The organism is Bhargavaea cecembensis DSE10 (assembly GCF_000348905.1).
GTDB classification, from domain to species: Bacteria; Bacillota; Bacilli; order Bacillales_A; family Planococcaceae; genus Bhargavaea; species Bhargavaea cecembensis.
Genome location: NZ_AOFT01000003.1, coordinates 165,313 through 178,429, shown reverse-complemented (window position 1 = coordinate 178,429; position 13,117 = coordinate 165,313). Strand labels below are relative to the sequence as shown.

Annotated in this window: 19 protein-coding genes; 10 read left to right on the top strand and 9 right to left on the bottom strand. The window is 53.1% G+C overall.

What is annotated here, in order from left to right:
- Positions 1-25 precede the first annotated feature (25 nt).
- On the top strand, positions 26-427 hold the full coding sequence (locus C772_RS04440; protein ID WP_035001387.1) for a VOC family protein: 402 nt from the start codon (positions 26-28) through the stop codon (positions 425-427).
- Positions 428-446: 19 nt separating this feature from the next.
- Here the strand turns inward: C772_RS04440 and C772_RS04435 are convergent, their stop codons facing one another.
- Complete coding sequence (locus C772_RS04435; RefSeq protein WP_008297749.1) at positions 447-878, bottom strand: hypothetical protein; 432 nt, start codon at positions 876-878, stop codon at positions 447-449.
- Between the two features lie 206 nt (positions 879-1,084).
- Here C772_RS04435 and C772_RS04430 point away from each other — a divergent pair, with 206 nt between their 5' ends.
- The 3 genes from C772_RS04430 (at position 1,085) to C772_RS04420 (ending at position 2,707) form a co-directional block, all read left to right on the top strand.
- Positions 1,085-1,714, top strand: coding sequence for a LysE family translocator (locus C772_RS04430; RefSeq protein ID WP_008297747.1), 630 nt, complete (start codon positions 1,085-1,087; stop codon positions 1,712-1,714).
- 61 nt (positions 1,715-1,775) lie between these two features.
- Positions 1,776-2,186: an HIT family protein gene (locus tag C772_RS04425; RefSeq protein WP_008297745.1), complete on the top strand. Its 411-nt coding sequence runs from the start codon at positions 1,776-1,778 to the stop codon at positions 2,184-2,186.
- Positions 2,183-2,707 (top strand): GNAT family N-acetyltransferase, encoded by a 525-nt coding sequence (locus tag C772_RS04420; RefSeq protein WP_008297743.1) that lies wholly within the window; start codon positions 2,183-2,185, stop codon positions 2,705-2,707. Before C772_RS04425 ends, C772_RS04420 begins: the two co-directional genes overlap by 4 nt.
- Before the next feature lie 146 nt (positions 2,708-2,853).
- On the opposite strand, the gene C772_RS04415 is transcribed toward C772_RS04420, so the two are convergent.
- Together C772_RS04415 and C772_RS04410 are read right to left on the bottom strand one after the other, a co-directional pair.
- Positions 2,854-3,351 (bottom strand): GNAT family N-acetyltransferase, encoded by a 498-nt coding sequence (locus C772_RS04415; RefSeq protein ID WP_035001480.1) that lies wholly within the window; start codon positions 3,349-3,351, stop codon positions 2,854-2,856.
- Between the two features lie 141 nt (positions 3,352-3,492).
- A complete protein-coding gene (locus C772_RS04410; protein WP_008297736.1) occupies positions 3,493-3,933 on the bottom strand; it encodes a YtoQ family protein in 441 nt (146 codons plus the stop codon).
- Positions 3,934-4,056: 123 nt separating this feature from the next.
- On the opposite strand from C772_RS04410, the gene C772_RS04405 reads away from it, so the two are divergent.
- Both C772_RS04405 and C772_RS16625 read left to right on the top strand, forming a co-directional pair.
- Complete coding sequence (locus C772_RS04405; protein WP_008297734.1) at positions 4,057-4,950, top strand: hypothetical protein; 894 nt, start codon at positions 4,057-4,059, stop codon at positions 4,948-4,950.
- A gap of 4 nt (positions 4,951-4,954) precedes the next feature.
- A complete protein-coding gene (locus tag C772_RS16625; RefSeq protein WP_008297731.1) occupies positions 4,955-5,113 on the top strand; it encodes a hypothetical protein in 159 nt (52 codons plus the stop codon).
- A 127-nt stretch (positions 5,114-5,240) separates the two neighbouring features.
- Here C772_RS16625 and C772_RS04400 read toward each other — a convergent pair whose 3' ends face one another.
- The 3 genes from C772_RS04400 to C772_RS04390 form a co-directional block, all read right to left on the bottom strand.
- Complete coding sequence (locus C772_RS04400) at positions 5,241-7,658, bottom strand: heavy metal translocating P-type ATPase (protein WP_008297730.1); 2,418 nt, start codon at positions 7,656-7,658, stop codon at positions 5,241-5,243.
- A 52-nt stretch (positions 7,659-7,710) separates the two neighbouring features.
- Positions 7,711-7,917 carry a copper chaperone CopZ gene (gene copZ / locus C772_RS04395; protein ID WP_008297728.1) on the bottom strand — a complete coding sequence of 69 codons (207 nt, stop codon included), beginning with the start codon at positions 7,915-7,917 and terminating at the stop codon, positions 7,711-7,713.
- A 188-nt stretch (positions 7,918-8,105) separates the two neighbouring features.
- Complete coding sequence (locus C772_RS04390; protein ID WP_008297727.1) at positions 8,106-8,552, bottom strand: CopY/TcrY family copper transport repressor; 447 nt, start codon at positions 8,550-8,552, stop codon at positions 8,106-8,108.
- A 177-nt stretch (positions 8,553-8,729) separates the two neighbouring features.
- Here C772_RS04390 and C772_RS04385 point away from each other — a divergent pair, with 177 nt between their 5' ends.
- The 4 genes from C772_RS04385 to C772_RS04370 all read left to right on the top strand — a co-directional run bounded on the left by C772_RS04385 (position 8,730) and on the right by C772_RS04370 (position 11,351).
- A complete protein-coding gene (locus C772_RS04385; RefSeq protein WP_008297725.1) occupies positions 8,730-8,957 on the top strand; it encodes a DUF896 domain-containing protein in 228 nt (75 codons plus the stop codon).
- A gap of 101 nt (positions 8,958-9,058) precedes the next feature.
- Complete coding sequence (gene uvsE / locus C772_RS04380) at positions 9,059-9,958, top strand: UV DNA damage repair endonuclease UvsE (RefSeq protein WP_008297722.1); 900 nt, start codon at positions 9,059-9,061, stop codon at positions 9,956-9,958.
- Positions 9,959-10,130: 172 nt separating this feature from the next.
- Positions 10,131-10,874, top strand: coding sequence for a class I SAM-dependent methyltransferase (locus C772_RS04375; RefSeq protein ID WP_008297720.1), 744 nt, complete (start codon positions 10,131-10,133; stop codon positions 10,872-10,874).
- Positions 10,875-10,889: 15 nt separating this feature from the next.
- Positions 10,890-11,351 carry a hypothetical protein gene (locus C772_RS04370; RefSeq protein WP_008297718.1) on the top strand — a complete coding sequence of 154 codons (462 nt, stop codon included), beginning with the start codon at positions 10,890-10,892 and terminating at the stop codon, positions 11,349-11,351.
- Between the two features lie 87 nt (positions 11,352-11,438).
- Here C772_RS04370 and C772_RS04365 read toward each other — a convergent pair whose 3' ends face one another.
- Genes C772_RS04365 through C772_RS16040 form a run of 3 tightly spaced genes read right to left on the bottom strand, consistent with a single transcriptional unit; the run spans position 11,439 to position 13,094 of the window.
- A complete protein-coding gene (locus tag C772_RS04365) occupies positions 11,439-11,807 on the bottom strand; it encodes a hypothetical protein (RefSeq protein ID WP_008297716.1) in 369 nt (122 codons plus the stop codon).
- Positions 11,804-12,556 (bottom strand): class I SAM-dependent methyltransferase, encoded by a 753-nt coding sequence (locus C772_RS04360; protein WP_008297715.1) that lies wholly within the window; start codon positions 12,554-12,556, stop codon positions 11,804-11,806. Before C772_RS04360 ends, C772_RS04365 begins: the two co-directional genes overlap by 4 nt.
- Positions 12,540-13,094, bottom strand: coding sequence for a DUF5412 family protein (locus tag C772_RS16040; RefSeq protein WP_008297714.1), 555 nt, complete (start codon positions 13,092-13,094; stop codon positions 12,540-12,542). The genes C772_RS04360 and C772_RS16040 overlap by 17 nt, the downstream gene beginning before the upstream one ends.
- Between the last annotated feature and the right edge of the window lie 23 nt (positions 13,095-13,117).

The following is a 13,117-nucleotide window of genomic DNA, read 5'->3' as shown; positions in this document are numbered from 1 at the left end:
ATGGGAGAGTTGGGGGATGACTAAAATGGCAAAACGATTAGGGTTCACGTATTTGTTTTGCAACGACTTGGAGAGGATGAAGTGGTTTTATACTGAAATCCTTCATCTAAATCTCATATGGGAAAGTGAAAATTCGATTGCTTTTAAGATAGGTGAGCATCAATTAAGCATTGATTTCCATAAGGATTTTGATCCATCAACTTCTTTATTTGCAATTCAACCGGGATGGGAAGGAGGTACAGTTCCTAGGACAAGCTGGTCGATCGAGTGTGATCAAGAGAATTTTAGTGAAATTGTACGTTCAGTGATCAATCATGATATAACGAGCTATTTTAATGAACCCGAATGGAAAGGGTATTGGAGCTTTCCCATATTAGACCCTATGAATCATACAATAGAAATTACCTGCACAGAAAATATGGTTTAGGGTTTGAAGAAAGCCGGATTTAATCTTTTTCCTGGAGAAGCCACCCCAGCACAGCGCCATAAAGCGCATGCCCCGCCAGCCACCAGGCGAACGATGCCCAGTCGCCGGGTGCCGGCGTGCGGTCAGACAGGGAAGTGACCGGCCAGATCAGGGCACCGATCAGGGTGTTCACGGTGACGAGCCAGACGATGACGCGGTTGCCGAGCATCCGCATCCGTCTGACGAGCCACAAAAGGACGGTCGCGAGGATGACCGAGACAATCAGATGGAAAAGGAATTCGACAGGAGCGGGATAGGTGAAGGCGTTCACGACCGGGATATAGTCGACATTCATGAGGAGCGTGTACACGCTATGGCCGCTTTGTTCCTCAACCGCCCACAAAAACGCACCAAGCAACATGCCGCTGATGATCCCGGCTCCGATGCCATGCAAAATCCATTTCTGTTTCATCCCGGTCACCTCCCATCTTTCTCCAATTGTACAGGATTAGGAGATTAATGTTAATCGGTGGAGGGGACCATGCCATCTTCCCTATTTCCAAAAAGTTGTGTGGAAACGTATTCTTGAATAAATATTAATAGAAATGTTTTTTATTACAACCATTTCTGATGAATTAGTGTATGATGATTTCAATTCATAGAAATCAGGTGGTCTTCTTGGATCTGTTTTTTACATATGTCTTGGCTGGACTGGCTGTGGCGATGCCGGTAGGTGCAATCACGGTGGAAATGACGAAGCAGGGATTGAAAAATGGGTTTATTCACGGATGGGCTGTTGGCTTGGGCGGAATGACCATTGACTTGATTTTGATTGTGGCTCTCTACTTTGGATTGGCTTCAATCCTGCAGATTCCGTTTATTCAGGTGCCGATGTGGCTGGTCGGTGCGATATTTTTATTCATGATTGGTGTTGATTCCATCAAAAACGCAGATGCAGATATCACACAGGCCGGAGAGAAGCCCAGCAAGTCTTTCTTCTCCTCTTACCGGAATGGTTTCCTGGTTGCCGTATCTCCAGGAAACATTGTCTTCTGGTTAAGTGTATTTGGGACCGTTTTGTCGAGTTCGTACGATACTTCAGAGCCGGCCATGTTTTTCATTATTGCTGCAGGTGTTTTGACGGGGATCTTGCTGCATGATGTAGGCTTATTGGGGATCGTGGCCTACACAAGGAAACTGATGAGCAGAACGATGATTAAGGGTTTTTCCATTGTTTCTGGTCTAGTGTTAATCAGTTTTGCGGGTTACTTTTTGTATGAGTTTGTGATGGGAGTTAGGGGACTCTGATGCACCATCAAGCGGCCATGCTTTCGTTTCACTAATGAAGCGGTTTAAAGGGGGGTAGCCAATGCCGGCCTGCATCTTTTGCGACATCATCAATAGAAAAGCCGACGCCCATATCCTCTACGAGGACGACCTCGTCTGCTGTTTCCTGGACAAGTTTCCGATCAATCCGGGGCATGTTCTCGTCGTGCCTAAGCGGCATGCGGCAGAGTTCACTGAAGTGGACCCGGAAAGCCTGCAGGCGGTGATTCTTGCCGCCCAAAAAGTCGCGAAGGCGATTCAATCAACCTTCGGGCCGGATGGCATCACCGTCATGCAGAACAACGGGGCGTTCAAGGACGTGGAGCACTATCACATGCACATCGTTCCGCGGTACAGAGGAGACGGGTTCGGCTGGACGGAGCCGGAGATCGACGTGGCTTCGATCGATATTGATTCTGTGAAAAAGAAGATCAGAGGAGCGATGGGACAATGAAGATGCAGACTGCGAGATGTGTATTGGAGCCGCCGGCAGCCGGAGACTTGGATGCCGTCAAATTGCTCTATGGGAGTGAACCGGTGCGCGCCTTTCTCGGTGGAACGAGAACCGGCGCGGAAGTGGAGCGGGCCTTCGCAGGCATGCTCCAGAACGCCGACAGCTGCTGGATCATCCGGCAACTGGAAGACGGGGCATTCATCGGCTCTGTCTCACTGGACCTCCACCACGACGGGGAAGCGCTGGAGATTTCCTATCAGCTCCTGCCCGAGTTCTGGGGCAGGGGGTACGGGACGGAAGCGGCAACAGAAGTCATCCGCCATGCCTTCAGCAACCTTGGGCAGGAGCGGCTGCTCGCCGAAACCCAGGCCGCCAACACCGCTTCCCGGCGCTTGTTGGAACGGCTGGGAATGAAAGAGGAGCGGCGAGTGGAGCGTTTCGGGGAGGAGCAGGTGATCTATTCGCTGAGCAGGGAGCGTTTCATGACGGGCAGTCTGTCGGTTTCGCCATTCGGGCTTTAGGTTTCGTCATTCAGCGGTTCGGTTTCATCATTCGCGGCTGTATTCAGGGCGAATGACGAAACTGGAGAGTGGAATGACTAGATTGCCGTCCCGAATGACGAAATTGGCCACAAAGAAGCCGTCCGGCACCCGCCGGACGGCTTTCCTCATTCGATCATCTTCGCCATGTAGTATTCATCCACGTACCTGCCGTCAACGAAGAGCGAATCACGCTTCACGCCTTCGACGTCGAAGCCCATCTTTCGGTAAAGGGCGACGGCGGTCTCGTTTTCAGTCATCACCGTCAACTCAAGGCGTCGGATCCCGCGTCTTCTGGCCCAATCATCAAGCCGGCGGAAGAGTGCAGTGCCGGTGCCTTTGCCGCGGGCAAGGTGGTGCACGCCGATGACAACATAGGCACGGTGGCGGGTACGGCCTGTATCTTCGCCGCGCGCGATCAGGTAGCCGGCAATGCCGGCGTTGTGTTCCGCGATGAACAGGGCGGATGCAGAATCTTCCCGGAAATTCCCGATCATACGCTCCGCCTGCTCCTGAGTGAGCCGTCGCTCTCCCGGGCCAAACAGCATCATCCCGGAATCTTCAGCGCTGGCAATCGCCTCCGCAAGACCCGCCGCATCAGTCGAGACGGCTTCCCGTACCTTCATCTCCATTACAACCAATCATTCACATAAGCAAGTAGCCCCAGAACTGCTCCTCCCACGGCGCCGAAAAATACGTAATAGCCGGTGTGGATATCAGCGAGACTGAAAGACTTGTTCTGATGCTCCATATTTGAATCACTCCGCTCAATCAAAGATGTACTTCAGTGCCTTGATCGCCTGGTCGCAGTTTTCCACGGTGGCGTTCGCCTTGCGGGAAAGTTCCTTAAGCGCGTGGATATGCTGCTCCGGACGGATCAGGATGAGCGGCTTGCCGAGTGCGACCGCTGCACTTGCATCCATTGCGGTGTTCCACTGCTTGTATTTCTCGCCGAACAGGGCGATGACAAGGTCGGCCTTCTGCATGAGCACTTCGGTGCGCAGGTTGTTGAAGCTCGACGCCGCCCAGTCCTTGTAGAACGGGCCCGGCTGCTCGCCGATGATCTCTTCGCCGATGTTGTCGGAGCGGTCATGGTTCTCCTGGGGGCCGACAAAGTCGATCGGCAGTTTCAGGGCAGCCGCCTTCTCTTTGATTTCATCCCGCCAGGACGAGTGGATCTCCCCGGCCAAATAAACAGTCAAACGCATATCTATCCCCTCCGCAGAAAATTCAGTCTGCTTCATTGTATCATGAGTCGCGGGACAATTGCTAAAATGGAACCAGGCACAGAAGGCGATACGGGGGAGCCGTTATAAAGAGGGGGGAACTGCATGGCGGTTAACATCAGACCTGCCGAAGAGCAGGTGGAGCAGTGGATCGATCAATATATACCCGAAAAGGATCTGTTTTTCGTGGATGAAGCCATGCTGGAGAATCTGGATAAGCATCTGGACGGGGTCCTCATCATGCCGCGGAAAGAGTTTTCCGGGCACTCTGCGTACAGCCAGATCCAGATGAACAACAGCTATATGTATTGGACGCTCTCCAAGCAGGCCACGTCCGTGATCGTGGCTCCGCCGGACTGGCTTGATCAGTTGCCGCGACAGCAAAGGCGGACCCTTCTGTTCAATCAGTGCAGGATGGGCAGGGGAATGATTTTTCCGATGGGATTATTCCCTTCTGCAGAAGAGGTCCTTGGCGACCATGTCGTGGAAGTGGAAGCAGGAACATTTGTCGTCATCCGGAAAGGGATGTGGAATCGGTTGCCGTATCCGGTAAAGGCGCATGCGATCCAGGCGTATGCCCGGATGTGGGACACTTGGGAAGCGGCAGAAGTACCTGAAGAGACGCCGGCCCATATCAGGAAGTATGCCAACCGGTTCACGGCCATACCGGGCAGCAATTGCTTTGCTTCCGCCCTGTACGCCGTGACGGGCCAGGAATGGATGGTCCATGAATGGATCCATCCCGAAACGCTGATGAACGGACTGCGGCGGGCCGGTTATTCACCGGATGACGGAGAACTGATGCCGGGGGACGTCATTACATACGTGAATCAGTCCGGCGAGGTCCGGCACGCGGCCTATCACATCGGACAGAATCTGATCTTTAATAAGAACGGCCAGACATTCTTTAATCCTTGGAAGATCGTGAGTTTGGAGGAACTGAACGGGGAATGGGCCCAGTATGAGATCAGAATCCATCGGAGAGCTGAGAGGAGGTAGTGACGTGAATAAACTAAACTATAGTCATCCGGTGGTGGCAAGCTTTCTGTTGCTTGGAGTCATCTTCGTGATTATTGGGTTTTCCAGAGGATTTTTCTTCTTCCTCTTGGGAGCCCTATTGATCTTTGGCGGTATCAGGGCAAATCGTAAACTTTCAAAGTAAAAGGGACATGTCCAATCCCGATTAAGAACAGTGCCCCAGCTATTTTATCGGATTTTTCATCATCAATGATACGAAAGTAGCCCCCTGAAACAAGATGCGTTTCAGGGGGCAATTGACTGGAAAAGTCTTATTTGGTGAGCTTCACTCTCTGCAGCCGAAGCGCGTTCAGGACGACCGACACGGAGCTGAATGCCATGGCGGCGCCTGCCACCCAAGGGGCGAGGAGGCCTGCCGCGGCAATCGGGATGCCCGCGCTGTTGTAGGCAAATGCCCAGAACAGGTTCTGCTTGATGTTGCGCATGGTTTTGCGGCTCATCAGGATGGCGTCTGCGATGCTGTTCAGATCGCCGCGGATGAGTGTGATGTCGGCGGCTTCCATCGCGATGTCCGTGCCTGTGCCGATCGCCATGCCGACGTCGGCGGTGGCGAGGGCGGGGGCGTCGTTGATGCCGTCGCCGACCATGGCGACTTTCTTGCCTTGCTGCTGGAGTTTCTCGACTTCCTTGGCTTTGCCTTCCGGAAGCACTTCGGCGATGACGGCGTCGACACCGACCTCTTTTCCGATCGTCTGTGCCGTGCGTTCGTTGTCACCGGTCATCATGATGACCTGAATGCCCATGTCTTTCAGGCGTTTGATGGCTTCAACCGATGTTTTCTTGATGGTGTCGGCAACGGCGACCATCCCCGCGTATTGGCCGTTGATGGCAGCGATCATGGCCGTCTTGCCTTGGCGTTCGAGTTCTTCCATGACAGGAAGGACGTCCTGCACATCGATGCCGTATTCCTGCATCAGCTTGCGCGTCCCGATGATAATTCCTTGTCCGTCGACTGTCGCAATGACGCCATGGCCAGGAACCGCTTCGAAAAATTGGACGGCACCGAGTGCGATTCCTTTTTCCGTGACGCCCTCGACGATGGCTTCCGCCAGCGGGTGTTCGGACTGCTTCTCGGCCGCACCGATCAGCGAGAGGAACGCTTCTTCAGCCTGGCCGTCCGCAACCCGGACATCCGTCAGAACAGGTTTGCCGTGCGTGACCGTACCGGTCTTGTCGACGACGACCGTATTGATGCCTTGTGTCTGCTCAAGGTGTTCGCCTCCCTTGAACAGGATGCCGTATTCCGCTGCCCGGCCGGATCCCGCCATGATGGAAGTCGGGGTCGCAAGTCCGAGGGCACACGGGCATGCGATGACCAGGATGGCGATCAGCACTTCAAGGGCCGGCGTGAATTCGCCCGGCTGGACGAAGAAGAACCAGACGAGAAATGCCAGAACGGCGATGCCGACGACGATCGGGACGAAGATGCCCGAAATCTTATCGGCCATGCGCTGGATCGGTGCCTTCGAGCCCTGTGCATCCTCGACGACTTTGATGATCTGGGCAAGCGCGGTATCGCGCCCGACCTTGGTCGCGGTCATCTTGATGAACCCGTTTTTGTTGATCGTGGATCCGAAGAGCGCGTCTCCGGCCTGCTTGTCGACCGGAAGGCTTTCGCCGGACAGCATTGATTCGTCCACAGCAGTGGCGCCTTCCAGCATTTCACCGTCGACCGGGATCTTTTCGCCCGGCTTCACGAGGATCGTGTCGCCGACAATGACTTCATCAAGCGAAATCTCTTTTTCCGTTCCGTCTCTCAGGACGGTCGCGGTCTTGGCCTGAAGGCCCATCAGTTTCTTGATCGCCTCGGAAGAACGGCCCTTGGCTCTCGCTTCAAACAGTTTCCCGAGAACAATCAGCGTGATCAGCACCGCACTTGTCTCAAAGTACAGGTGCGGCGCATGATCGGTTCCCGCAGTCGCAATCGCCTGATAGACGCTGTAGAAGTAAGCGGCTGAGGTACCCATTGCGACGAGAACGTCCATGTTCGCGCTGCCGTTGCGGAGCGCCTTATAGGCGCCCACATAAAACTGTTTCCCGATGATGAACTGGACCGGCGTCGCAAGCGCCATCTGCACCCACGGATTCATCAGGATCTCCGGCACGTACATGAACGACGTGAAGGAGAAGTGTGCAAACATCGTCCAGAGCAGCGGCAGGGAAAGGATCAGGGAAGCGATGAACTTGCGCTGCTGGTCTTTGATGTGCTGTTCCCGGTAGTCATCCGGCTCCTCGCCGTCCTGCTTCTGATGCGCCCCGTAACCGAGCTTTTCAACTTTCTCAATGATATCCCGGATGGATACTTCAGAAGGGTTGTATTCAACGGTTGCCCGTTCAAGGGCCAGATTGACGTTTGCCGACGCCACACCGTCCATCTTGTTGAGCCCTTTCTCGACGCGTGTCGAGCATGCGGCACAGGTCATTCCGGTAATTTCAAATTCCGCTTTCTGTTTGACGACCCCGTAGCCGAGCGCTTCGATCTTCTGTTCAAAATCAGCCTCGCTCAGTTTGGACGGGTCATACGTGATCAAGGATTTTTCGAGGGCCAGGTTGACGGACGCCTGCTCGACGCCCTCCATCCTGTTCAGCCCTTTCTCGATACGGGTTGCACAAGCCGCGCACGTCATCCCGGTGATCTGGATGTTGGCTTCTTTAGCTGAAACAGTCATCTTCGTTCCACCTTTCCGATACCGCACAGGGGTATATTTTCGATAAAAAGAATCAGGCTACGCCGTAACCCTGCTCTTTAATGGTCTCCTTGATCGTTGAAGGGGAGCTCGTTGCTTCGTCGTAGGAGACGGACACCTGCGCGTTCTGCAGATCCACCTTCACCTTCCGGACACCCGGGAGTTCCCGGACGCTTCCTTCAATAGTCTTTACACAATGGCCGCACGACATGCCGCGGACGTCAAGAGTCATTTCTTTCATTATAAATCCTCCCTTATTGTTTTCAAACTTGTCGGCTTCCGAGCCGTTGTTTACGATTGTAGTCTTTCTACCCTAAGACTACATTTGTAAACAAATAATGTCAAGTGCTATCTTACATACGGTGTGGGGGTATATAAAAGGCGAAAAAGAGGTCCTATTACTCAACACGTAATAAGACACGATGGAACTCAATGATGGTCCACATTGCAATGGCACTGACCCGGAACGCAATTGCATGGAACCTCTTCCACGGCGTGCTCCTTCTTCGCCTCGAGAACCTCCTGGAGAAGGGCGATGTCCCGATGGCTCAGCGTGGCCGCTGACAGAACATCCGCCATTGTCTTTCCGACTTCCTTATTGCAGACGTGGCTGAAAAACTCGCCCAGCGAATGGCGGACAAATTCGTTCTTACTGACCTTCGCGGAATACAGGTACCGCCTGCCTTCCTTTTCTGTATCCAGCATCCCTTTGCTGACGAGCCGTCCGATGAAGGTTTTGGTCGTGCCGGGCTTCCAGCCCATCTTCTGCTCCAGGACGTTTATGATCTCTTTGCTGGATACCTTGCCATGTGCCCAGACGACCCGCATGACTTCCCATTCGGAATCGGTCACTTTGAAATCTGTTTCGGTGGTCATCGGCAACGCTCCTTTCAAGAACTTGCAGCTTTGATTTAAGTTTACGTTTGTAAACAGAAGATGTCAAGGATATGTGCCCATGTGGAGGGAAGACATAAAGTGATGGTTCGGATGATTTTGGGATGGTTAAAGACATGCTGCAACGCAGGGTGATCAACATAAAGGAGGATGATCGACATGATGGATAAGCTGCAGCGGATCAATGAATTGGCGAAAAAGCAGCGTGAAGTCGGCCTGAACAATGCGGAGAAGGTTGAGCAGCAGGTGCTCCGTGAGGATTACCTGCGTGAGATCCGCGGGCAGGTGCTCCATACGTTTTCGGGGATGAAGGTGATGGATCCGGACGGGAATGACGTCACGCCAGAGAAAGTCCGGGAGCTGAAGCAGACGGACGAAGAAGAATAAAGGCTTCCAGACTTCCTTTATTTCGGGAAATCCTCACGTAAAAACCTGCAGATGGGGTAAAGATACGGAAAGAGGCGAAGACCCGGAAGGAGGCGGAACCCATGAAGGTCGGCTATGCCTGCATTAATACGACATTAAAAGGCGGCTTCCGCACGTGCCGGGTGGCGACGGCGGAGCGGGAGGGCGAGCGTACCCTGAAACAGCTGACGCTCGACAACCTGCGCCATACGAAGAAAATCATCGGCTGGAATATCGTCCACGGCATCGGTTTTTACCGGCTGAGCAGTGATCTGATCGTGCTCGCGACGCATCCGGTGAACACGTGGGACTGGGCGAATGACCCCGATGTGCAGGAAGTCTGCGGGGAAATCAAAGCCCTGCGGGACAAATTCAATCTCCGCATCTCGATGCATCCCGGCCAATATTCTGTACTGAACTCGCCCAACCTCGAGGTCGTCAGGAAGACGCATGAGGACCTGGCGCACCACGCGACACTCATGGAGCTGACCGGAGCGGAAGACATGATCCTTCACCTCGGCGGGAAATACGGCAATCCGGAGGCCGCGCTCGAACGGCTGATCGATGAGACGGAGCGGCTCCCGGAATGGATCCGCACCAAACTGAGATACGAAAATGACGACCGTACTTATAATCTGTCTGAGGTGCTGTATGTATGCGAAGCGGCCGGCATCCCGGCCTGCTTCGACATCCATCACCACCGCTGCCATCCGGCGGACGAGCCGCTGGATGAGCTGCTGCCTCGCGTCTGGAAGACATGGGAGCGGGTGGGCATCCCGAAAATCCACATCAGCTCCGGCCGTGACCGCCCCGACGACCGCCCGCACCATAACTACATCGTGCCCGAAGACCTCGACTGGCTGCTTGAGGAGCTGGACGGAAAGGACGTCGACATCATGGTCGAGGCGAAGATGAAGGAACAGGCGGCACTTGGCGTGATTGAAATGCTGAAGGAGCGGGGAATCGAGGTGGACGAGCCGTAAGTGGAGAGAGGGACCGCGGAGACTGGCAGCTTAGTGTACTCTCGCTAAAATAGTTGATCAGGAAAGGGACCATTAATGGCGATGGTCCTTTTTGCATTGCCCTTCATAAAGTGGTGCAGGGATCTTGGGAATCGTAAGATAGACGTAAACCATATGCGAAGGGGGGATCCAGATGAGTCGTGATGAGCGTTTTTACGACAAAGTCGGGAAGGTCAATGGATGGGATTTTGGTGATTTGAACGTGTTCTCCGAAGGCGTGGAATGGGACTTTGTTCAAGAGGTGAAAAGCAGATGCAACCAGGCTGATGTGCTATTGGATCTCGGCACCGGCGGCGGAGAAAATCTGTTGAAGCTTTCACCTTCACTGCTTTTGGCAATTGGAATTGATTTATCCAATGAAATGATTCAAACAGCCAAAACGAACCTTAAGAATTCATCTGTTTCCAACATCAGGTTCTTTCAGATGCCGGCTGAGGCGCTGCAATTCCCGGATGGATTGTTTGATGTGGTGACGAGCCGCCACGCTCCATTCTCTTCGAAGGAAGTGTTTCGTGTGTTAAAGGCGGGCGGACTTTTTATGACACAGCAGGTAAGTGAATTCGATAAATTGAATATCAAAAAGGCATTCGGCCGTGGCCAGTCCCTGGAAGAAAAAGATGGGACACTGAAGGAACGATTCATACACGAGTTGCGTGAGGCCGGGTTTTCCAATGTTCAGGCATTTGAATATGATGCGACAGAATACTATGAACGGCCTGAAGATCTTCTTTTCTTATTGAAGCATACGCCCATCGTTCCGGACTTCGGCCGGGATCAGAATGACTTCAACACCTTAAATGATTTTATTAAAACGAACACAACTGACAAGGGGATCCGGACAAATTCCAAGCGCTTTTTAATCATCGCGAAAAAGTAAAGGAGGGGGAGAGAGATGGACGTCAGGAAAATAGGCGGAGTGCTCCTGATCATCCTGATCATCCTGATCATCGGATACATTATCTATGATTTTTCCAAGAACACAACCTATGAAGAACTGGTCACCAATCTGATTGCTGAGAACGAAACGGTCGAGCAGATCTCGTTTTATAGCGATGTGCCCTATATGACGAACACGGTACATACAGAAATTCATGATCAGGACCTGATCAGAGAAATTATGACAACCGATATGAAGATGAAAAGAATCTCACCCTATGATTTCCCGGCAATCACCAGTACGATGGTGATCCAAACCGACAGGCAAGATTACAAGGTAGGCTTTGATGCAAACAGCATCATGATCGGTTCCGATCGCTACATGGTGACGGACGACTATTTGAATGCCATTGAAAGAGTTTTAATAAGAGAAGATCTGGAGTGGGAGATCATCGAATACACACCGTTCGCATGGTAAAAGAGGACAGGACTGCCTGTCCTTTTATTTATGATATTCATTTGCGATGGGATTCCCATTGTTATGATTTGCAGGCCCCAAATGAATCTAAAACGTATCCCTGCTGGCCGGATCGTCCCGTTTAAATAAACGATATAGAAAAGTTAATAGAGCGAGGAGCGCAGTGATTCCGGTCGAAATAAGAATGCCGATATCCCGGTAGCTCCAGTACACCCCGACCAATAGTACACCCATTAGGACAGTGTCCAAAAATTTGAAGCTTTTATGGTCAAAGACGGTATCCAGGTCTTTTGCAATCGTCTTGTTTAAGATCTCCCGGACAATGCCAAGGGCGAGCAACACAAGAATCGCTTCCAACTCTGAAGTGCGTTGGAACACCATGACGATTGCGGAGACCGCTGACAGGTAAAACAAAAGCTCTAAGGTGATTTTCCATTGATTGGCGGAGATGATCATGGCTCATCCCTCCGGCAGATACACACCATCTGCCCACTTTGTGCTTGGAAGGGGCGCCCGCTCCAGTCACCGTACCTATTCTCCAGCCGGAAGCCATGCTGCTGGAGAAGCCGCTCCAGTTCCAGTGGATAGGTGTAGCGGAGCGAGATGGCATCCTGGCCGAGCGGTGTACCGTCTTCGGTGAACTTCTCTGTCATGCAATGAAGAGTCTGCGTGGTGGGGTCATAGGTTTCGGTGTGCACCTCACGGATCCGGCGCTCGTCAGTTTCCGATGTCTCTTCATACCGGTCCGGTATGGCCAGTTCCGCAAGCACGGGATTCCGCGTGTCAAAGATGAACCGGCCGCCCGGCTCGAGATGCCTCCGGACGCTTTCCAGCATCCGGTCCTGGTCCTCATTCGTCAGGAAGTGCTGGAATGAGTTGCCGGCCATGACGATGAGGGGAGCGGAAACAGGCAGGTCAAGTTCCCGGCAGTCCTGCCGAAGGAAGCGGATAGGGAGGCCCTGTTCCGCTGCTTTTTCCCGGGCACGTTCGAGCATCCCTTCGTGCAGGTCGACGCCGGTCACCTCATAACCGGCATCTGCGACCGGGATCGAAATTCGGCCCGTGCCGCAGGCGAGGTCGATGACCGCTGAGCCAGGCGGGGGCAAATGCCCCAGGATGAACCGGGTGTCTGCGTCGTAACCGCCGTACTGCCTGTCATACTGAAGCGGATCATTATAAATGTCCAGGTTATCCGTTGTATTCATGGAACCCCTCCCCCTCAATGCAAGATTCGTAGTTTTTCTTCACCCAAAAGCTGCCGCAAGCTTTTCCGGTGTCATGATAGATTTCTTTCCCGACCTTAAGTTCGGTGCTGCGGTCGGATTCGGGATAGCCCGGCTCTTCATTCGTGACGAAAAGGAGGCCTTCATCCGCCCATTGGACATCAAAGCGGCTGTTGGCTTCCGCATAATAGACCGTTTTTGGTTTGCCGCCTTCTTCCGTGACATCCACCCAGACCGTGATCCCGCCGGCCGCTCCGCCATACGGACGATAATAGGCGCTTGCGGTGTATCGGCCGGAAGGCGAATCGAGCGGCTCCATGTAGGAACTACCTCCGCTGCGGCCGAACGGATGGAACTGTGTTTCATAAATAGAAAGACCGATGGCGACTGCCGAGAGTCCCAGAACTGCAGCAAGCATGCCTTTTGGAACCTGCTTTCGCGAAAGCAACCGGATCAGCAGGAAGATACCGGCCAGGGCGGCACCGAGTATGAATAGTGAAATCAGCAGAAAGCTTCCCATCTTTATCCTCCAAATCCCCCTGT